This is a genomic window from Plantactinospora sp. A48, from assembly GCF_055793945.1.
In genome coordinates this window covers 1-20,471 of sequence record NZ_JBTIXF010000082.1, presented here as the reverse complement: position 1 = coordinate 20,471, position 20,471 = coordinate 1, and the positions used below count along the sequence as shown (strand labels likewise).

Below are 20,471 nucleotides of genomic sequence, written 5' to 3'. Positions count from 1 at the left end.
GGCGGTATGAGTCGTACCCGTATCACCTTCGGCGGGACCTGATGTTCATCCGGGAACTCGACCGCCCGGAGGACGCCGTGGCCATGGCGCCGGTGCGCGACGCAGGTAACTGCTTGGTGGAAGGACCACTGTGACCTTGTCCCCGTCCGAACATCGGGTGCACGTCAACGGCATCGAGGTGAACCTGGCCGTCGCCGGCCAGGGGGATCCAGTCGTGCTACTGCATGGCTGGCCGCACACCTGGCGGGTCTGGAGTGAGGTGATCCCGGTGCTGGCCCAGACGCATCTCGTCCTCGCCCCCGACCTGCGTGGGCTCGGCGACAGCGATCTGCCGGCCTCGGGGTACGACCTGAACACCTTGGTGGACGACGTGCTCGGCCTGCTCGACGGGTTCGCCCTGTCCACGGCGGCAGTCGTCGGAATCGACCTCGGCGTCCCGGTCGCGTTCATGACCGCGCTGCGCGAGCCGGAGTGGGTCGATCGGCTCGTCGTCATGGAAGGGTTGATCGGCTCCCTGCCCGGCGCCGAGGCCCTCCTCACCACCGGGCCGCCGTGGTGGTTCGGTTTCCACGTCGTACCGGGGCTGGCCGAGACGGTCCTGGCCGGGCACGAAGGTGGGTATCTGGACTGGTTCTACCTTTCCGGAACGCTGGGGCGCGGGATCCCGGCGACGATCCGGGACAACTTCGCCCGGACATACACCGGCACCGAAGGTCTGCGGGGCGGGTTCGAGCACTACCGGGCGATGCGCGAAAATGCGACTCTGATCGAGAATCTCGTGCAGAACCGGAAGCTGACGGTACCGACCGTGACAATCGGTGGCGCTGTCCTGGGCGAGGCCACCTTTCGCCAACTGGAGCCGATCGCGAACGACGTGAAAAGTCGTCTGGTTCCGGATGGCGGGCACATCCTGCCGCTGGACCGACCGAAGGAGCTTCTGGAAATCCTCCTTCCGTTCCTCGCCACCTGAGCGGCCTACCCGACGGGTGCCCAGATCTGATCGGCCTCCAGGGCACGCCGCAGGGTCGCCATGGACGAAGCACCCGTCACCGACGCCGGGCGGAACGGCAATGGCCCCGATGGGCGCCAGGCGCCGCCAGCGGACCCAGCGACGCCGACAACCGCCGAAGTTCATGGTGATGAGGAACAATCGGCGGTGGTCGCTGGTGAGCTGGTCGAGCAGTTCATCAGGAACACGGCCCGCTGAGCCTCAGTTTCGGCCGTGCGCTCCAGCACGATCACGTATCCAACGGTCCGGCGCAGCGAAACCCCGCAGGTCGTTTCGGTCGACCTCCGCGGCGGGGACGGCCGGCGAGACAGTCGCGAGGAGTGCCGATGTCCACAGAGGGCTCAGAGGCCGGACGAGAGGCGCTGGTCCGCGGGACCGGCCGACGCCCGTTCCGCCAGGCCACCGCGGCGACCGGCCCCGCAGGGCTCGCACCGCTGGTCGGCGGCGACGCCGGGACCGCGGAACACGGCCTGCCGGCCCAGGGTCGCCCGAGGTTCTTCCGCGAGATCCTGCAGCCCGGGGTCGGCCCGATCGAGGGCAGGCACTATCTGCGGTCACTGCCCGACCAGGTCCGGTGGGGTTACGTTCCGGCGGTGGGCAGCGAGCCCGTGCTACGGATGCGTTCGGGCGAGACGGTCACCGTTGACACGGTGTCACACGAAGGCATCCTTGAGGACCAGGGGCGCGACCCGGTGGCGTATTTCGGCAGCTACGGCGTGGCCCGGGACGACGTGCTGGACGACGCCATCGCGATCGCCCGCCACTACACCCGGACCGCTCGCAACTTCGACGTCGACGGCCCGCACGTCATCACCGGTCCGATCCACGTCGACGGCGCCGAGCCGGGTGACGTCCTCAAGGTCGAGATACTGTCCGTGCTACCCCGGGTGCCGTACGGCGTCGTGTCCAGCCGGCACGGCAAGGGGGCCCTGCCCCGGCTGGCCGGCGGCGGCGTGCCGGCCGGTATCACCGAGGCCGAGATCATGCCGCCGACCTCGACCGACAGCCGGGCCACCGGCGACCCGACCCGGTACGGCAATGTGTCGGTCTTCATCCCGGTTGCCCGCGGTCGGCAGGGCGAGTTGACCGGGGTGCTGCCACGGGGCCGAACCGGCACGGTGGCCTTTCCGCTGGAGCCGTTCATGGGAGCGATGGGGGTTGCGTTCGCCCACGCGGCCGACCTGACCGCACCCGCCCTCAACTCGATCCCGCCAACCTTGGGAGGCGGCAACATCGACATCAACCTGCTCGGCACCGGCTCCACATTCTTCCTGCCGGTCTTCGCCGAGGGGGCACTGTTCTACGTCGGCGACCCGCACCTGGCGATGGGTGATGGCGAGGTGGCGCTCACCGCAGTGGAGGGCTCGCTGCGGGGCACCTTCCGGCTCACGGTCTGCAAGCCGGGCTCGGGTGCGGCGCCCTCGGTCGCCTTCCACTACCCCTTCGTGGAGACCCCGGACGCGTGGGTGCCGGTCGGCCTGGCCGATCCGGACGGCGCCCGGACCGGCCAGGGCAACGACCTGAATGTCGCCATGCGCCGGGCCGTCGTCAACGCGCTCGACTTCCTCGAACATGATCTGGGCATGAACCGCGCGGTGGCCTACGCGTACCTGTCGGCGGCAGCCGACTTCGAGGTGTCGCAGGTGGTCGACCGGACCGTCGGCGTGCACGGGGTGATCCCGAAGGCGCACTTCTCCGACTGAGTCCCGCCCTCGGCCCCGGCGACCAGGTGTTGACCCACTGCCGGTGGCCAGGTGAGCCACCCAGCGGGACGTCACGCGCGATCACGGTCACCCGTCCGTTCGAGTCAGCAGCCGACCGCGCGGTGGCCCCTCCGGCGTGACCGGATGCCCGCCCAGCCAGGTGCCGCGGACCACGCCGGTCAGGGTCCGGCCGGCGTACGGCGTCACCGGGTGCCGGTGGCGCAGTTGCGCCGGCTCGACGGTGAAACTGGCATCCGGGTCGAAGGCCACGAGGTGGGCGTCGGCGCCGACCTCGATGCGGCCACTGCCGGTCAGACCGGCCATCTCGGCAGGGCGCTGGGCCATCCACCGCACCAGTTCGGCCAGGTCATGGCCGCGCCGGCGGGCCTCGGTCCACACCACCGGCAGGCCCAGCTGCAGCGACGCGATGCCGCCCCAGGCCGCGGCGAAGTCGCCGACATCGGGCCGCTTGAGCTCCGGGGTGCAGGGCGAATGATCGGAGACGACACAGTCGATGGCCCCGCTGGCCAGCCCCGCCCAGAGGGCGTCCCGGTTGTGCCGCCCCCGGATCGGCGGACAGCACTTGAACTGCGTCGCCCCCTCCGGCACCTCCTCGGCGGTCAGGGTCAGATAGTGCGGGCAGGTCTCCACGGTCACCCGGACCCCGTCCCGGCGGGCCTGGGCGATCAGCGGCAGGGTCTCGGCGGCGGACAGGTGCAGGATGTGGACCCGGGCGCCGGTCGCGCGGGCGGCGTCGAGCACGTGGGCGACCGCGCGTTGCTCGGCGGTTGCGGGACGGGAGGCCAGGAAGTCGGCGTACCGGGCGGAGCTCGGGGCGGCAGTGATCTCGGCTGGCTCCTCGGCGTGGATGAGGAACGTCGTGTCGACCGCTCCGAGGGCCTTCCGCAGGCCGGCCGGATCGAGCGGGGGGAACTCCGGCACCCCCGAGTCGATCAGGAACGCCTTGAAGCCGAACACCCCTGCCGCGTGCAGATCAGCCAGGTCGGCGAGATTGTCCGGCACCGCGCCGCCCCAGAATCCGACGTCGACGTGGCACTGGCCCGCCGCGGCCCGCCGCTTCACCCGCAGCGCCGCCACGTTGACGGTCGGGGGCAGCGAGTTGAGCGGCATGTCGACGATGGTGGTGACTCCGCCGGCCAGGGCGGCCTGCGTGGCGCTGCTGAAGCCCTCCCATTCGGTACGGCCGGGTTCGTTGACGTGCACATGGGTGTCGACCAGGCCGGGCAGCAGCGCCAGGGCGCCGAGGTCCTGGCCGTCAACCGCGTGGTAGTCGTGGATCGCCGCGATCCGCCCGCCGCGCACGCAGACCGCCGCGGCCCGTTCGCCCGCCGGCGTGACCACTCGCCGCGACCGCAGCACCAGGTCAAAGCTCACGGTACCTCCAGCTCGGAACGACGGTGATCGGCCTCGTCGGGATCGGGCGCGGTGGCGAGGAGCGCTCCGGTGAGGTGTTCGGGGCGCACCGGCACTCGGGACAGTGGCAGCCCGGTGGCGGCCCGGATCGCGGCGACCACCGCCGGGGTCGACGATATGGTCGGCGGCTCCCCGACCCCTCGCAGGCCGTACGGCGCGTGCGGGTCGCCCAGTTCGAGCACCTCGACGGACATGGGCGGCACGTCGAGGATCGTGGGGATCAGATAGTCGGTGAAGGACGGGTTGCGGACCAGCCCGTCGGTCATCTGAAGTTCCTCCATGAGCGCCAGCCCGAGCCCCTGTGCCGTGCCGCCGTGGATCTGCCCGACAACGGCCTGCGGATTGACCGCCTTACCGACGTCCTGGGCGGTGGCGATCTCCACCACCCGCACCAGGCCCAGTTCGGTGTCCACGTCCACGGTCGCCCGGTGCGCGGCGAAGGCGTACTGGACGTGCGCGTCGCCCTGTCCGGTGCGTGGATCGAGCGGATGGGTGGGACGGTGGTGCCACTGCACGGTCTCCTCGACCGGCACGTCGCCGAGCACGTCGACCAGGTCCGCGACGACGACGCCGCCGGCAGCGACGACCTTGCCACCAGCCAGCCGCAGACCGCCCTCCGAACCCGCCGCCACCCGGGCCAGCACCCGATCGCGTACGGCCTGGCAGGCAGCCTGGACGGCACCCCCGGTCATGTACGTCTGCCGCGACGCCGACGACGACCCGGCGCTGCCGACCGTGGTGTCGGCGGCGGCGACGGTGACCCGCTCGATTCCCAGTTCGGTGCGCGCGATCTGCGCCTGAACGGTCACCACTCCCTGGCCCACCTCGGCGGCGGCGGTGTGCACCAGCGCCACCGGTTCGCCGCCGACCGCCTCCAGCCGCACCCGCGCGGTGGCGTAGTCGTCGAATCCCTCCGAGAAGCAGACGTTCTTGATGCCGATCGCGTATCCGACTCCCCGCGTCACCGACTCGCCGTGGGTGGTGCCGGCGACCCCGCCGGGCCACTCCCGTTGATCGCCGCTCGACGGCGGCGGGGCCGGCCGGTCGCGGACGAGTTCCAGCAGGCGCGCGACCGGAGCCGGTCCGTCGACCACCTGCCCGGTGGGCATGACCGAGCCGGTGGTCATCGCGTTGCGTCGGCGGATCTCGACGGGATCGAGCCCGAGCGCGGCGGCGAGCTTGTCCATCTGCGACTCGTAGCCGAAGCATGCCTGGACCGCGCCGAAGCCGCGCATGGCGCCGCAGGGTGGGTTGTTGGTCCGCACCCCGTAGGCGTCCATCACCACATTGGGCACCTCGTACGGGCCCACGCCCAGCGTGGCCGCGTTGGCCACCACCGCCGGAGTGGTGGAGGCGTACGCCCCACCGTCGAGGATGATGTGTGCCTTGACGTAGACCAGCCGTCCGTCGCGGGTCGCGCCGTGCTCGTAGCGCATCGTGGCCGGATGCCGGTGCACATGGCCGAGGAAGGACTCCTCGCGCCCGTACACCATCTTGATCGGCCGCCCGGTGCGCAGCGCCAGGAGGCAGGCGTGGACCTGCATCGACAGGTCCTCCCGGGCGCCGAACGCACCGCCGACGCCGGCGAGGTGCAGGCGCGTCCTGTCGACCGGCAGACCGAGACAGGCGGCCACCTGTCGCTGGTCGACGTGCAGCCACTGGGTGGCGACGTAGAGGTCCACGCCGCCGTCCTCGGCCGGCACGGCGAGCCCGGACTCCGGTCCGAGGAAGGCCTGGTCCTGCATTCCGACCTGGTAGACGCCCGTGACCACCACGTCGGCGGTGGCGTTCGCGGCACCGCGCCGTACCGGCACGTGGCGGAACATGTCGCCGGCGGACAGAGCGGCGTCGGCGTCGGTGACCGGGGCGAGCACCTCGTAGTCCACGACGATCAGGGCGGCCGCGCGACGGGCGATCTCCGGATGGTCGGCCGCGACGATGGCGACGGGCTGGCCCTGGTAGCGCACCTCGTCGACGGCCAGCACCGGCTGATCGGCGAGATCGAGGCCGTAGTACTTCTCCCCCGGCACGTCGGCGGCGGTGAGCGCCGCGCGCACCCCGGGCAGCGCCAGCGCCGCGCTCAGGTTGATGTTCCTGACCACCGCGCGGGGGTGCGGGCTGCGCAGCGTCACGCCCCACAGCATGTCATCGGCCCACAGGTCCGAGGAGAAGGCGAACTCTCCCCTGACCTTCAGCGTGCCGTCGGGCCGTACCGGGCTGTCCCCGATGCCGCCGGTCACCGCGCTGCTGGTCCTCGTCGCCGATACGGTCACCGGTCTGCCTTTCGGATCAGGGTGCGCTGCGTCCGCAGGGCCCGCCGCGCCAGCTCGCGCTCGTCGACCGTGCGTAGCTCGCCGTGTTCAACCACGGGCCGGCCGCCGACGAGCAGCAGTTCCAGCGGCGCCGGCGGGCCGAACACGAGCGCGGCGACCGGGTCGTCGATGCCCGCGTGGCCGAGTGAGTCGAGACGCCAGAGGGCGACGTCGGCGAGCTTGCCGACCTCGAGCGAGCCCAGTTCGTCGACGCGCCCGAGGCAGCGGGCGCCGCCGACGGTGGCCAGGGTGAGCGCCTCGCGGGCGGTGAGCGCGGCCGGGCCGCCGCGCAGCCGGGCCGCGTAGAGCGCCTGACGCAGCTCGGCGCCGAGGTGGTTGGCCTCCTGCGACGCCGGGCCGTCCACGCCGAGACCGACCGGAACGCCGGCGTCGAGCAGGTCACGGACCCGGGCGATGCCCGCGCCGAGCCGGGCGTTCGAGCTGGGGCAGTGCGCGACACCGGTGCCGGTGGCGGCGAGTCGGGTCACCGCGGCGTCGTCGAGGTGTACGGCGTGCGCCAGCCAGACGTCGTCGCCCAGCCAGCCCAGGCGCTCGGCGTACTCGGCCGGGGTGCAGCCGTGGACGCGCCGGCAGTACGTCTCCTCCTCGACGGTCTCGGCGAGGTGGGTGTGCAGCCGTACGCCCTTGCGGCGGGCCAGACCGGCGGCCTCGATCATGAGTTTGGCGGTGACCGAGAACGGTGAGCAGGGTGCGACAGCCACCCGGACCATCGCGTCGGCGGCGGGGTCGTGGAAGCGGTCGATCGCCTCCTCGGTGCCGGCCAGCGCGGCGTCGGTCTCCTCGACGACGTGATCCGGGGGCAGGCCGCCCTGGGACCGGCCGAGGTCCATCGAGCCGCGGCACGGGTGGAAGCGGAGGCCCACCTCGCGGGCCGCCTCGACCTGGGCGGCCATCAGATCCCCGCCGCCGGCCGGGTGGACGTAGTGGTGGTCGGTGCTGGTGGTGCAGCCGGACAGCGCCAGCCAGCCGAGACCGGCGCCGGTTGTCGCGGCGACCAGGTCCGCGTCCAGGCCGGCCCAGATCGGGTAGAGCTCGGTCAGCCAGCCGAAGAGATTCTCCTGCTGGGCCAGCCCCCGGGTGGCCCACTGGTAGAGATGGTGATGGGTGTTGACCAGGCCGGGGGTGGCGAGGCTGCCGGTGCCGTCCACCCGCCGGGCCGCCTCGCCGTAGGGTGCGGCGGGGCCCGGCCCGACCGCCACGATCCGTCCGTCGTCGACCACCACGTGCCCGTCGGCGTATTCGGTGCCGTCGGCGTCGACCGTGGCGATCGCGCAGCCCTCGATGATGATCATCTCGGACCGCCTGGGACGTCAGCCGGCGTGCTGGTCGGCATCGCGGCGGCCAGCCGTACGGCCACCATGATCTTCTCGTAGCCCGTGCACCGGCACAGGTTGCCGGCCAGCGCCTCACGAATCTGGGGATCGGCCGGGGCCGGCACGCGGGCCAACAGGTCGTGCACCGCGACGATCAGGCCCGGGGTACAGAATCCGCACTGGACGGCGCCGGCGTCGAGGAAGGCGCGCTGCACCCGGTCCAGCGTTCCGTCCGGGCCGGACAGCCCCTCCACGGCCACCACGTCGCGGCCCTGGGCCTGGCCGGCCGCCACCAGGCAGGCGCAGACCGGCAGCCCATCGAGGTAGACCGTGCACGAGCCGCACTCCCCCTGCTCACAGGCGTTCTTCGCGCCGGGCAGCCCGAGCCGCTCCCGCAGCAGGTGGAGCAGGCTCTCTCCCGGCCACACGCCGTCGGCCTCCCGCTGCTCGCCGTTGACCCGGCAACTGACCCTCATCGGCTCTCCTCCCGGTACTTCTCCCACGCCCAGCCCAGGGTGCGGCGGGCCAACACGGACAGCGCGTGCCGCCGGTAGGCGGCGCTGCCGCGTACGTCGTCGATCGGGGCGGCGGCCGCGGCGACCAGTTCGCCGAAGCGGCGGGTGAGGGCGTCGGGCAGCGCCCCGCCCGTCCGCCACGGCAACTCGTCGGCGAGAAACCGCTCGGCGTCCCGCGCACGCAGCGGAGTCGGGCCGGCCGAACCGATCCCGGTACCGACCTCACCGACATCCGGACGCAGCGTGAGCGCGAACGAACACACCGCGATCACCATCGCGTTGCGGGTGCCGACCTTCGCGAACTGGTGCAGCCCCCGGTCCATCGGCAGCAGGAACGCCGCGATCAGCTCGTCCGGTGCCCGTACGCTGCGCCTCGGCCCGGTGAAGAACTCCGCCACCGGCAGTCGGCGGACACCGCGCACCGAGGCCAGCTCCACCAGAGCGCCGGCCGCCAGCAGCGGCGGATGGGCGTCGCCGGCGGGCGACCCCGAGCCCAGGTTCCCGCCGACCGTGCCCCGGTTACGGATCTGCGGCGACCCCACGGTCCGGGCGGCCATCGCCAGGCCCGGCATCCGGTCACCGAGTTCCGCGATGATCCGCCGGTAGGTCACCCCGGCGCCGACGCGCAGCAGGCCGTCCTCGGTCCCCCACTCGGCGAACTCGCCGACCCGGGTGAGATCCAGCAGGGCGGGCGGCCGGCGACGGTCGAAGTTGAGCTCGACCATGACGTCGGTGCCGCCGGCGATCGGCACCGCGTCGGGGTACGTGGCCCTCGCGGCGAGCGCCTCGGCCCAGCTGGCCGGCGACAGGAACTCCATTACGACGGCCCCTGCTGAACCCGCCGGAGCGTCCCCTCGATCAGCCCGTACGGCCGGTCCGTCGCGACGAACACCTCGCCCGGATTGTCCAGCTCGAAGGGCGCGAGGTCGACGAGCAGGTGGTGCCTGTTGGGCAGCGCCAGGTGCACTTCGGCGATCTCCGGCCGCTCCTCGAGCACCCGGCGGCCCATCGCGTACAGGGTCTGCTGCAGCGACAGGCTGTACGTCTCGACGAACGCCGCGACGAGCGCGGCCCGCACCCCGGCGTACGACCCGGCCCAGTCACCGTCGACGTCGGTGTGCCGCCAGCGGGCGTTCACCTCCGTGGCGAGGATGCGGTCCTTCGTCTCCGGCAGCGTGGTGTACCGGTCCTTCACGTACCCGGTGAACTCCGAGTCGGTCGAGTTGAGCAGCACCAGCCCGGTCACGCCGGACTCCACCACCGTCGCCGAGTCGGTGCGGGTCACGGTGCTGGTACGCGTCTCGGCGCCGGTCCGTTGGAAGGAGTGCGGACCGAGCCGCTGCCAGGCGTGCTCGGACAGGTCGACCCGGGCCGACGTGATCGCGGCCTGCGCGGAGACGAAGTGCCGGGCGAGCAGCAGCCCGAAGTCCTCGATCTGGTCGACCCCGTACTGCCGGGCGAAGGCGTACACCGTGTTCTTCTGCGAGTCGGTCGGCAGAACCTGACTGTTGTCGCCGGTCAGGTGGGTGGCGGCGAGGTCACCGGCGAGTGTCACCGAGACGGTGAGATCACGCAGTTCGTGCTGCGGTCCGCCGCGGTCCACCCGCACCAGACGGACCTCGGCCTTGCCGTACTGGTTGGGCCCGAGCACGATCGACACGCTTAACTCCCCAGGTAGGTGGTGTAGCCGTAGTTGCTGAGCAGCAGCGGCACGTGGTGGTGCCGGTCCGGGTCGCGGATGTGGAAGGCCACCGTGATCTCCGGAAAGAACGCGGCCCCGCCGAGGTACGTCTCGACGAAGAACACCAGCCGGTAGCCGCCGGCCCGCCACTCGCCCGCCGGCACCCAGTCCCGCAACCGCCCGTCGCCATCGGTGCGCGCCTCGACGACCGATGTCCAGGCACCGCCGTCGCGCCGGTCAAGTCGCACCCGGACGTCCCGCGCGGGTGCGCCGCACGCGGTGTCGAGAACGTGGGTGGAGATCCCGGCGAATCGGGGTGTCATGCCAGCAGCCCCTTCAGCCGGAGCAGGGCGATCCTGCGCAGCTCTTCCCGCACCACGTCGCGCTCGGTCTCCTCGTCGTTGCCCAACCGCGCTCGGGCCGCGGCGAGCAGTTCGTCCTGGCCGAGTCCGCTGGCGCAGATGAGGTAGAGGTGCCCGAAGCGCTGTTCGTACTCGCGGTTCGCCTCGGCGAGGGCGGCCCGGGTCCCGGCGTCGGCGTCGGCGACACCGGCCTGTTCGCGACGCGACCACACCGACTCGCGGTCGGAGCCGGCAGGGCGCTCGCCGATGCGTGGATGGGCCGCGAGCGCCTGCGCGACCTCGGTCCAGGTCAGCCGCCGCAGGCCGGTGTCGGCCGCCGCCAGCAGGGCGTCGAGATCCGGATAGGGCCGTCCGGCGACCAGTCCCCGCGCCCACGCCGACACCGCGCAGCAGGCGAGTACGTCGCGCAGCGCATCCGCTGCCGGACGGGCGTTGAAGCCGGCAACCGCCTCGCTGACTACGTCGATGGGAATCACCTTTTCTCGCGTTGTGGAGAAGTACAGCAATCAGCCGCCGTGCGAAGAACGGACGGGACGACCAAACCTGAAACATGCCCGCCCTAGGTTCTTCGTAGGTTCCTCCAAACAAGCAGTGACCAGCGAGGACGAAAGGGACGTCGATGCTGCTGCGCGAGGCACTGGACCAGCCGCGGCTGCGGCTGACGTTGCTCGTCGGGGCCGACGATCTGGAGCGCCCGGTCAGCCGGGTCTACGTGACCGACCTGCCCGATCCGCGGCGCTACCTGTCGGGCGGGGAGATGGTGCTGACCGGGTTGATGTGGCGGCGCGAGCCGGCCGACTCGGAGGCGTTCGTCGCGGCGTGCGCCGCGGCCGAGGTGGCCGCGATCGGCGCGGGCGACGCCGCGCTCGGCTCGGTCCCCGAGGACCTGGTGGAGGCGTGCCGGCGGCACCACATGCCGCTGTTCGAGGTGCCGGTCGAGATCTCGTTCCGTGAGGTCATCGACGAGGTCACCCCGTCGCTGTGGGCGCGTCGGTTCACCGGGCTGGCCGACGTACTGGGCCGGCACCGTGGCCTGGTCGCGGCGATAGCCGGCGGTGCTCGGTTGGCCGACCTGCTTGCGCCGGTCGCGGCCGGCCTGGGGGTGGACTGCTGGGTGCTGGCGCCGACCGGGCGGCTCGTCGCGGCCACCACGGCGCTGCCCGCGGGAGCGCCCGCCGACCTGGCGACGGCGTTCCTCGCCGCCGGGCGGCTGCCGGCACGGGTGACTGTGGACGGCCGCCGGCTGGAGATGGTTGGCGTGCCCGGTCGACCCGCGCACCGACTCGCCTCCTGGCTGCTCGCCTACACCGACGGCACCGCCGCGTCCCCGGGAACCGTCGATCGCACCGTCCCGCCGGTCCTGCCCGACGTCGCCGCCGAACTGATCAGCCTGGTCGCGATGGAACGCGCACAGGTCGACGAGGCGGTCCGGATCGAGCGACGCCTCGCCGACCAGCTGGGGGCGGCGCTCGCCGGCCGGGGTGGACCAGCCGACGTGCGGGGCCGGCTGCTGGCCTGCGGGCTGGCGCCGGACGCGACGTTCCTGGCCGTGGCCACCAGCCTCACCGGGCTGAGCACGCCACCGGAACTCGCGGTCGCGGTCTGCGACGAGATCGTCCGACCGGCCGGGGAGCCGGCGGCGGTGACCGGCGACGCCGTACCCGACGCGGTGCTCGCCGTGCTGGCCGTCGCGCCCGAGCGGGCGGCCGCTGTCCTTGACACGATCGGCACCTCGGTGGCCGTGCTGTCCCGCGGGCTCGGCACCGGCCGGCTCGCCGTCGGGGTCAGCGCGCCGGTCACCGGCGCGGAGGCACTGACCGGCGCGGTCGCGCAGGCCCGGCACGCGCTGCGTACCGCCCTCGCCCGCGCCGAGCGGGCCACCGTGGTCTGCGCCGGTGAACTGGCCTCGCATCTGCTGCTGCTGGCCGGGGTGCCCGCCGACACGCGGCGGGCGTTCCGGGACCGGCTGCTCAGCCCGCTGATCGAGTACGACCGGGCGCACCATGCCGACCTGCTCCGGACGCTGGACGCGTTCCTGGCCGCGGCGGGATCGTGGAGCCGGTGCGCCGCCCTGCTGCACGTACACGTCAACACGCTGCGCTACCGGATCAGCCGCATCGAGCGGCTCACCGGTCGTGACCTGTCCCGTTTCGAGGACCGGGTCGACTTCTTCCTCGCCCTGCGTCTGCCGTCGAACGGTGACCTACCGTTCGGACGGTGACACCTCAGCGGTGGATCCGACCCTCGATTCCGGACAGTCGCGCACCGCTACCGCCCCAGCGGGTGGCGACGATCTCCGCGGCGATGCTGATCGCGGTTTCCTCGGGGGTGCGGGCGCCAAGGTCGAGCCCGATTGGCGAGGAGAGCCGGGCCAGCGCGGCCCCGGGCACCCCGGCCTCGCGCAGCCGGGCCAGCCGGTCGGCGTGGGTGCGCCGGGAGCCCATCGCGCCGACGTACGCGAGCGGCAGGTCGAGGGCCACCTGTAGGACGGGCACGTCGAACTTGGGGTCGTGGGTGAGGACGCAGACCACCGTCCGGTCGTCGATCTGCCCGGCGCGTGCCTGCGCGGCCAGGTAGCGGTGCGGCCAGTCGACCACCACCTCGTCGGCGTCGGGAAACCGTTGCCGGGTGGCGAAGACGCCGCGTGCGTCGCAGACGGTGACCCGGTAACCGAGGAAGGCGCCGACCCGCGCGACCGCGGCGGCGAAGTCGATGGCCCCGAAGACGATCATCCGGGCGGGCGGGCCGTAGGCGTTGAACAGGAGGGTCAGCCCGTCACCGCGCCGCTGCCCGTCCGGGCCGTAGTGCAACAGACCGATGCTTCCGGCCCCGAGCAGCCCGCGCCCGTCGTCGGCGGCGGCCTCGTCGAGCCGGTCGGAGCCGAGCGAGCCGCGCCGAGCGTCGGGCCAGACCACCAGGTGTCGACCGATTCGTTCCGCTGGCCCGTCAACGCAGGTGAGCACGCCGACCGGCGTCCGACCGACGATCGCGGCGGCGACGTCGGCCAGTTCCGGGAACGTGCTCCGGTCGACCCGTTCCACGAAGATGTCGATGATGCCGCCGCAGGTCAGGCCCACGGCGAAGGCGTCGCCGTCGCTCACCGCGTAGCGCTGCGTCCGCGGCACTCCGGAGGCCATCACCTCGCGGCACAGGTCGTAGACGGCCGCCTCGACGCAACCGCCCGAGACACTGCCCACGACCGTGTCGTCCGGGGCGACCAGCATCGTCGCACCGGGCGGGCGCGGGGCACTGTGCCAGGTGGCGATGACCGTCGCGAGGCCGACCGGCTCACCGGCCCGCCACCAGCGCAGCAGATCGTCGAGTACGTCACGCATGCGACCTCCCGTTTCGGGTCGGCCATGGGCTGCCACAGCGGCGACCGGTCACCCGCTACCCCGCCGGGCCGCTGACCGCGTCGGACGCGGTATCGAGGTCACCTCCGGCGGCGATGTCGCCGCAGGGCACGATCCGCAGCTCCGTCGCCCGCGTCCGCAGGTACGGCCGAGCGCCCACGTCGCCGACGGCGAGGGTGGCCACGCCCGCCCAGTGTGCCCGGCCGAGCAGGACCGGATGGCCGCGACCAGCGCCGTAGCCGGCCATCGCGAGCGAATCCGGGGTGGCGAGTTCGGCGAGCCTGCGTACCGCCTCGGGGGTGACGCCGGGCATGTCGACCAGGAGTACGACGACGGCGACGGCCTCGGTCGGCTGCAGGGCGGCGAGGCCCGCGCGCAGCGACGAACCCATTCCGGTCGCCCATTCGCGATTGTCGATCACAATGGTGTCGGTGAGATCGGCGCGGTCCCGGACCGCCGCGGCCTCGGCCCCGAGCACCGTCACCAGCGGCCGGCAGCCGCCGGCACGGGCGGTGGCGACCGCGCTCTCCACGAGCAGCCGACCGTCGAGACTCACCAGGGCCTTGGGACGCCCGTAACGCCGGCCCGCACCGGCGGCGAGCACCAGACCGGCCACCGGCACCGCTACCCGTCGCGCATCCACGGCCGCGTCCCGACGGTTGGGAGTTCGGCGGTGAGGTGCAGCAGGTCCCGGTCCCGACCGGGGGAGGCGACCAGGCAGACGCCGCACGGAAGGCCGTCGGCGGTGGTCGTCGGAATGCTGACCGCGGGCAGGCCGCCGATGCCGGCGAGACAGGTCAACCGCATGGTGGCCTGGCGAACCTCCGGCGGCACCTGCCCGAGGGGCGGCGCCACGGAGGAAGCCGAAGGAAGCACGAGCAGCCGGTCGCCGACCAGCTCACGGATCCGAAGGCGCGCGGCGGCGACCTGATCGGCCGCCTGGGCGGCGTCGTCGTCACCGACCTCGGACGCCGCCTCGAAACGGCCACGCACGTCCGGGCCGAGCGTGTGGAGCCTGGTCGCCAACCAGCCGCCGTGGGCCTGCCAGGCCTCCCGGGCCTGGAGAGTCTGGAACGCCGTAAGCCAGGCGGGCAGATCGGGCAGATCCCAACTCTCGCGTACGGCCCATCCCCCGACGCTTGTCTCGACCGCCTCGGCGACATCGGGCTGGGCGAGGGCGAGCAGCTCCGGCACGACGACGACCTCGCCGAAGGGACGGACGGGTGAGTCCGGCAGCAGCACGTCGCCGACTCTGGCCAGCAGGAGCGCGTCACGGGTCAGCCAGCCGACCGTGTCGAATGAGGGCGCCAACGGCAGCAGGCCGGCGGTCGACACGCTGCCGTGGGTGGGCCGGAAGCCGAACAGGCCCTGATACGCCGCGGGTACCCGAACGGAGCCGCCCGTGTCGGTGCCGAGGCCGATGGTGGCGTGGCCCAGCGAGACGGCGCTGGCCGACCCGGACGTCGATCCGCCCGAGATGCGGTGCGGGGCCTTCGGGTTCGGTGGCGTGCCGGTGTGCGCGTTGGTGCCGGCGAGGCTGTAGGCGAACTCGTCAGTGCGCGCGATCCCCCGCAGGTCCGCCCCGGCGGCCAGCAGCGCCTCGACGGCCGCCGCGTGCCGGGGCTGGACCGGTGCCGCGGCTAGAAAGGCCGGGTTGCCCGCGCCGATGCGGTGACCGGCCACCGCGTACAGATCCTTCACCGCCACCGAATGGCCGGAGAGTGGTCCTGCTGTCGTCGCGGGGATGAGCGGATCACCCACGACCCGCCAGATCCGGGTGTCCAGCGCCGGCGCCGGCTGGGCGACGTGGGCGGCGATCACCGCCCAACCGGCCGGCGTACGCTGCCACAACTGGGTCTGCACGCCCCGGCCGCCGTCGGCGAACTCCGGGACGGCGACGACCAGGGCATGACCTAGGTCGATCAGCTGTACGTGGACCTCCACAATCCGCCGTCGCGGTCCGCCCCCGCGCGCGTGGCGGAAGGCGCTGATCCGGTGGTGACCGACCAGCAGCCCGTTCGCGTCGCCGCGCAGCGTGTTCGGCCCCGGTGCGAAGAGCCGGTCGAGGGCGTCGAGGTCGTTGTCGGTCAATGCGCTCTCGTACGCCCAGAACGCGTCCAGCAGGCCATCGGGCAGGGCCGCGAGAGCATGAACCGCGACGGCCACCTGCCCGGCCCTGTCACCGAGCGCACCGGGTTCGTCGTGGATGCCCACGTCTCGGGATCCTACGGAACCCGTGTTTCAATCGTGTTCCGCTACCACCTGCCGGCGAGCCGCAAGGCCGAGATTCGCTGCCAGGGCACGGAAACGCGCTTGAAACAGCCGTTTCATACGCTGGGTCAGTACTCCGCCTGCACGGGAAGGGGTCAGCACCAGGCCATGCATACTGAGCCGATCAACCCACCCCCCCGGCTCCTGATGGGTCCCGGTCCGATCACCGCCGACCCGCGGGTCCTCATCGCGATGTCGGCCCAGCTCGTCGGGCAGTTCGATCCCACGATGACGACGTACATGACCGAGACGATGGCGCTCTACCGTGAGGTCTTCCGCACCACCAACGAGCAGACGTTCCTCGTTGACGGCACCTCCCGTGCCGGCATCGAGGCCGCACTGGTCTCGCTGATCGAGCCCGGTGACCGGGTGCTGGTGCCGATCTTCGGCCGCTTCGGGCAGCTGCTGGCCGAGATCGCCGGACGGTGTCGCGCCGAGGTGCACACGATCGAGGTTCCGTGGGGTCAGGTTTTCGAGCCGAACCTGGTCGAGCAGGCCGTACGCAGGGTCTCCCCCAAACTGCTCGCGATCGTGCAGGGCGACACGAGCACCACGATGTGCCAGCCGCTCGCCGACATCGGCCAGATCTGCCGGGACAACGACGTGCTGCTCTACTGCGATGCGACCGCCACCCTCGGTGGCAACACGTTCGAGATGGACGCCTGGGGCCTGGACATCGCGACGGCAGGTCTACAGAAGTGTCTGGGCGGCCCGTCCGGCAGCGCACCCATCAGCATCTCCCCGCGCGCCGTCGAGGTGATCAACTCACGAAAGCACGTGGAGGCGGGCATCAGGGAGCACCACGACGCCGCCCGGGGGACGCGGATCGCCTCGAACTACTTCGACCTTGCCATGATCATGGACTACTGGGGAAGCCGGCGACTCAACCACCACACCGAGGCCACGACCATGCTCTACGGCGCCCGCGAGTGCGCGCGACTGCTGGTCGCCGAGGGCATCGACCACGCCGTCGAGCGACATCGCCGGCACGGAGCAGCAATGCTGGCCGGCGTCCACGGTCTCGGACTCGGCGTCTTCGGCGACGTCACCCACAAGATGTCCAATGTGGTCGCGGTCGAGATCCCCGCCGGAGTCGACGGCGACGCGGTGCGGGCCGCCCTGCTCAACGACTACGGCATCGAAATCGGCACCTCCTTCGGCCCGCTCCACGGCCGGGTCTGGCGGATCGGCACCATGGGTCACAACGCTCGCAAGGATGCCGTGCTGCTCACCCTCGCCGCCCTCGAGCAGGTGCTCCGCGCCCACCACGTGGAAGTCACGGCCGGCGGGGGCGTCGGCGCGGCCCAGGAGGTGTACGCCGGATGACCGACGCAGCCACCGTCCTCGCCCGCTGCGCCGAACTCAACCGCTTCTCCGCCCGGCCGGACGGGCTCGAACGCGTCTACCTGTCCCCCGAGCACGCGCAGGCCAACCGCCGCGTGGCCCAGTGGATGGCGCAGGCTGGACTGCGTACCTGGCAGGACGCGGCGGGCAATCAGTGCGGACGCCGCGAGGGCCGCACACCCGACCTGCCGGCGTTGCTCCTGGGGTCCCACCTCGACACCGTGCCCGACGCCGGCAGCTACGACGGGATGCTCGGCGTCCTGATGGCCGTCGCGGTGGCCGAGCGGCTCGGCGACCGGGCCAGCGGGTTTCCCTTCGCCCTCGAAGTGATCGGCTTCGGTGACGAGGAGGGCACCCGGTTCGGGACGACGCTACTCGGAAGCCGCGCCGTCGCCGGGCGGTGGAACGACGCCTGGTGGGACCTGCGCGACCGCGATGGCATCACACTCCACCGCGCCTTCACCGACTTCGGGCTGGACCCGACGCGGGTGGCCGACGCCGCCCGCGCGCCGGAGGATTTGGTGGGGTATCTCGAGGCCCACATCGAGCAGGGCCCCCACCTGGAGGCGGCGGACCGGTCACTCGGCTACGTCACCACGATCGCGGGAGCCCGGCGCTTCGCGTTGAGCATCCTCGGCGAGGCACGCCACGCCGGGGGTACGCCGTACCCGCGCCGGCGGGACGCCCTGGTCGGCGCCAGCGAGGCGATCACAGCCGTGGAGCGCATCGCCCGCACGCGCGGCTGTCTTGCCACCGTGGGTCGGATAGCGGTCGCCCCCGGTGCGGTCAATGTGGTCCCCGGCCGCGCCGACTTCAGCCTCGACCTACGGGCCGCCGCTGACGAGGACCGCGACGCCGCCTGGGACGCGATCCGGGTCCGCATCCAGGACATCTGCTCCGCTCGCGGCCTGCGGTTCGAGGCGCTGGAGATACACCGGGCCGGGGCCACACCGTGCGCGACCTGGCTGCGGACGGCGGTTGCCAACGGAATCGCGACGACGGGCGACGTCGAGGCGCTCGGTCTTTGGAGCCCCGCCGGTCACGACGCGATGGCGATCGGGCAGATCATCGACGTGGGCATGCTGTTCGTCCGGTGCCACGACGGCATCAGCCACCATCCGTCGGAGAACGTGCGCGAAGTCGACGTCGCTCGCGGCCTCGACGCGTTCGAGCACGCGGTGTTGGCCGTCGCCGGCGAAAGAATGCGACCGTGAGAATCGAGGAGCGGATCGCGCAGTGCCATGACGCCCTCCCGCCCCAGGAACGCCGCGCCGCCGACACGCTGATCGAACACCTCGACGATCTGACGGCCTATCGGGCCGCTGAACTCGCCGCCCTGGCCGGAGTGTCCAAGGCCACCATGAGCCGGCTGTTCCGCAGCCTGGGCTTCGCCGACTTCGACGAGGTACGAGAGCACCTCCGCGCGCTGCGGTCCGCCGGCGAGCCCCGCCGGGTGCAGGTGCCGCCCAGTCTCACCGGCTACGCGGTCCAACAGGCCGAGTCGATCCACAAGGCGCTCCAGCAGCCTGCGCTCGCCGACGTGGTCGACCTCCTCGCCGCCGCGCGCAGGGTCACCGTCATCGGCTGGCGCAACAGCTACCCGGTCGCCATGCATCTTCGCCAGCAACTCGCCCACGCACGAGCGGACGTGCGGCTGGCGCCGCTGCCCGGCCAGGTCATCGGCGAGGAACTCGCCGACGTCGCCGCCGGAGATCTCGTCGTGGTCGTGGGTTTCCGCCGCCGTCCGGCCGGGTTCGGATCCTTCATGGCCGAGGCCGCAGCCACCCGCGCCGACCTGGTGCTGCTCGCCGATCCCACCGCCCGCGAACACGCCGCCCACGCCGGTTACTGGCTCAACTGCCCGATCTCGACCGGTCTGGCCTTCGACAGCTACTCGGCGGTGATGAGCCTGGTGAGCGTCATCGCCGACGGCGTGCTGTCGACGATCGGCCCACCCGCCCGCAGTCGCATCTCCGGCATCAGCCGCGCCTATCGGCGCCTGGAGGAAGTGGAGTGACCGCAGTCCCCGGATCGCGGCCACCAGATCCGGCTTGGCCAGCCGGATCCCGGTCAACCTAGGGCCTTCACACTCCGGCCAACAGTCAGACTTAGCCCCCCGGACGCCTCCTGGCGGCACCGATCGGGGCCGGTTCACCTACAGTCGGCCCCGTGGAACTCGGGACCTTCGCCCGCTTCGGCCTGGTGCTCTGTGCGGGATTTGTCTGCCTCTTCCTCATCGCCGTCGTAGGGCTGCTCGCGGCCTGGTGGAAGCCCAAGGGCTGACGTAGCCACCCTCAGCTTGGAAATCGCGTTGATCCCCACCATCCCTGGCCTTGCTGGCTGGCAGAGCGCCACGGAATACCCCGTCCACAGTTAATCGGCACCCAGCTGATCACCGATGTTGACCGCCACGTCGGACACGCACCGGGCACGTTGACCGCTTCGGGCCTACCGAGATCGTCACTCTGCGGAGCCATGACGCCACGGCCCCGGATCGGAGCTAACTGGACGCGGGCGATCGACGGGCCTTTCGATCGCACGGCATTGAGGTTGACCGACTTTCTACGGCGGTTCGATACGGAAAGGCGGGACCGTTTATTCGGGACTGGAGCGACAACTCCAAGCTTGACCCTGGCTGACGCTTGGTCTGCTCGGCTCGTCCCGGGTCGTCGGTGGGCGGGATGGCTGCGCGCAACCACCCACGAACCGCAACCCGCCGACGCAGCCCCGGCCATCCTGGAGCCGGAGCGCCCCCGCCGGAGGCGCCGTAGCCCGTGACCAGCTCGTCGCGCGTGTCCGGACCCGGCGTGCGCTGCCCTACGCCGCGCCGGCCTGGCGCGGCGCCCGGCCCACCACCACCAACCCGCCATGAACTCTGTCGTCCTCGGCGGCCCGCTGGGCTTCCGCTTCCCGCGCCAGTCGACGGGCGTTCTGCGTGGCCGGAGCGGAGCGCAGGCCGCGCGCCCAGGCGGCGGCGCGCGGTGCGGCCCATTCAGGGCCGCCTTGATGGCGCTGTCGCCATGGATCGGATCTTCGCCGCTGAGAGACTGTCGGGTAACTGGGCAGCTACGTGGTGAGAAGTCGTTCGGCGTTGATGCGTTGGGCGGCTTGCCGCTCGGTGGAGTTGTTCCAGCGAGTCGTCTGACGGGCCAG

At 72.1% G+C, this 20,471-nt stretch carries 17 protein-coding genes; 6 read left to right on the top strand and 11 right to left on the bottom strand.

Going from position 1 to position 20,471, the window contains the following annotated elements; translation table 11 throughout:
• Positions 1–136 precede the first annotated feature (136 nt).
• Both ACXN5W_RS27610 and ACXN5W_RS27605 read left to right on the top strand, forming a co-directional pair.
• Positions 137–970 (top strand): alpha/beta fold hydrolase, encoded by an 834-nt coding sequence (locus ACXN5W_RS27610; RefSeq protein ID WP_473161319.1) that lies wholly within the window; start codon positions 137–139, stop codon positions 968–970.
• A gap of 365 nt (positions 971–1,335) precedes the next feature.
• Positions 1,336–2,712: an acetamidase/formamidase family protein gene (locus ACXN5W_RS27605; protein ID WP_473161318.1), complete on the top strand. Its 1,377-nt coding sequence runs from the start codon at positions 1,336–1,338 to the stop codon at positions 2,710–2,712.
• An 87-nt stretch (positions 2,713–2,799) separates the two neighbouring features.
• On the opposite strand, the gene allB is transcribed toward ACXN5W_RS27605, so the two are convergent.
• The 8 genes from allB to uraD are packed head-to-tail and all read right to left on the bottom strand — an operon-like array spanning position 2,800 to position 10,826.
• Positions 2,800–4,107 (bottom strand): allantoinase AllB, encoded by a 1,308-nt coding sequence (gene allB / locus ACXN5W_RS27600; protein ID WP_473161317.1) that lies wholly within the window; start codon positions 4,105–4,107, stop codon positions 2,800–2,802.
• Positions 4,104–6,419, bottom strand: a complete 2,316-nt coding sequence (gene pucD / locus ACXN5W_RS27595; protein WP_473161316.1) for a xanthine dehydrogenase subunit D — start codon at positions 6,417–6,419, stop codon at positions 4,104–4,106. The genes allB and pucD overlap by 4 nt, the downstream gene beginning before the upstream one ends.
• Positions 6,416–7,771 carry an 8-oxoguanine deaminase gene (locus ACXN5W_RS27590; RefSeq protein WP_473161315.1) on the bottom strand — a complete coding sequence of 452 codons (1,356 nt, stop codon included), beginning with the start codon at positions 7,769–7,771 and terminating at the stop codon, positions 6,416–6,418. The genes pucD and ACXN5W_RS27590 overlap by 4 nt, the downstream gene beginning before the upstream one ends.
• Positions 7,768–8,268 carry a (2Fe-2S)-binding protein gene (locus ACXN5W_RS27585; RefSeq protein ID WP_473161314.1) on the bottom strand — a complete coding sequence of 167 codons (501 nt, stop codon included), beginning with the start codon at positions 8,266–8,268 and terminating at the stop codon, positions 7,768–7,770. The genes ACXN5W_RS27590 and ACXN5W_RS27585 overlap by 4 nt, the downstream gene beginning before the upstream one ends.
• The gene (locus tag ACXN5W_RS27580) at positions 8,265–9,125 is read right to left on the bottom strand and encodes an FAD binding domain-containing protein (RefSeq protein ID WP_473161313.1); all 861 of its coding nucleotides are present in this window, start codon (positions 9,123–9,125) and stop codon (positions 8,265–8,267) included. The genes ACXN5W_RS27585 and ACXN5W_RS27580 overlap by 4 nt, the downstream gene beginning before the upstream one ends.
• Positions 9,125–9,967 carry a factor-independent urate hydroxylase gene (gene pucL / locus ACXN5W_RS27575; protein WP_473161312.1) on the bottom strand — a complete coding sequence of 281 codons (843 nt, stop codon included), beginning with the start codon at positions 9,965–9,967 and terminating at the stop codon, positions 9,125–9,127. The genes ACXN5W_RS27580 and pucL overlap by 1 nt, the downstream gene beginning before the upstream one ends.
• A gap of 2 nt (positions 9,968–9,969) precedes the next feature.
• On the bottom strand, positions 9,970–10,311 hold the full coding sequence (gene uraH / locus ACXN5W_RS27570; protein WP_473161311.1) for a hydroxyisourate hydrolase: 342 nt from the start codon (positions 10,309–10,311) through the stop codon (positions 9,970–9,972).
• Positions 10,308–10,826 carry a 2-oxo-4-hydroxy-4-carboxy-5-ureidoimidazoline decarboxylase gene (gene uraD, locus ACXN5W_RS27565; RefSeq protein WP_473161310.1) on the bottom strand — a complete coding sequence of 173 codons (519 nt, stop codon included), beginning with the start codon at positions 10,824–10,826 and terminating at the stop codon, positions 10,308–10,310. The genes uraH and uraD overlap by 4 nt, the downstream gene beginning before the upstream one ends.
• A 143-nt stretch (positions 10,827–10,969) precedes the next feature.
• Here uraD and ACXN5W_RS27560 point away from each other — a divergent pair, with 143 nt between their 5' ends.
• Positions 10,970–12,571 (top strand): PucR family transcriptional regulator, encoded by a 1,602-nt coding sequence (locus tag ACXN5W_RS27560; RefSeq protein ID WP_473161309.1) that lies wholly within the window; start codon positions 10,970–10,972, stop codon positions 12,569–12,571.
• A 4-nt stretch (positions 12,572–12,575) separates the two neighbouring features.
• On the opposite strand, the gene ACXN5W_RS27555 is transcribed toward ACXN5W_RS27560, so the two are convergent.
• Genes ACXN5W_RS27555 through ACXN5W_RS27545 form a run of 3 tightly spaced genes read right to left on the bottom strand, consistent with a single transcriptional unit; the run spans position 12,576 to position 15,917 of the window.
• Positions 12,576–13,685, bottom strand: a complete 1,110-nt coding sequence (locus ACXN5W_RS27555; protein ID WP_473161308.1) for an XdhC family protein — start codon at positions 13,683–13,685, stop codon at positions 12,576–12,578.
• 55 nt (positions 13,686–13,740) lie between these two features.
• A complete protein-coding gene (locus tag ACXN5W_RS27550; protein ID WP_473161307.1) occupies positions 13,741–14,346 on the bottom strand; it encodes a nucleotidyltransferase family protein in 606 nt (201 codons plus the stop codon).
• Positions 14,328–15,917: an AtzH-like domain-containing protein gene (locus ACXN5W_RS27545; protein WP_473161306.1), complete on the bottom strand. Its 1,590-nt coding sequence runs from the start codon at positions 15,915–15,917 to the stop codon at positions 14,328–14,330. The genes ACXN5W_RS27550 and ACXN5W_RS27545 overlap by 19 nt, the downstream gene beginning before the upstream one ends.
• Before the next feature lie 165 nt (positions 15,918–16,082).
• Between ACXN5W_RS27545 and ACXN5W_RS27540 the strand changes: the two genes are divergently transcribed.
• From ACXN5W_RS27540 to ACXN5W_RS27530, 3 genes are read left to right on the top strand one after another with little or no spacing between them, the layout of a single operon-like run.
• Positions 16,083–17,300, top strand: a complete 1,218-nt coding sequence (locus tag ACXN5W_RS27540) for a pyridoxal-phosphate-dependent aminotransferase family protein (protein WP_473161305.1) — start codon at positions 16,083–16,085, stop codon at positions 17,298–17,300.
• A complete protein-coding gene (locus tag ACXN5W_RS27535; RefSeq protein WP_473161304.1) occupies positions 17,297–18,532 on the top strand; it encodes an allantoate amidohydrolase in 1,236 nt (411 codons plus the stop codon). Before ACXN5W_RS27540 ends, ACXN5W_RS27535 begins: the two co-directional genes overlap by 4 nt.
• The gene (locus ACXN5W_RS27530) at positions 18,529–19,335 is read left to right on the top strand and encodes a MurR/RpiR family transcriptional regulator (protein WP_473161303.1); all 807 of its coding nucleotides are present in this window, start codon (positions 18,529–18,531) and stop codon (positions 19,333–19,335) included. The genes ACXN5W_RS27535 and ACXN5W_RS27530 overlap by 4 nt, the downstream gene beginning before the upstream one ends.
• The last annotated feature ends 1,136 nt before the right edge of the window (positions 19,336–20,471 follow it).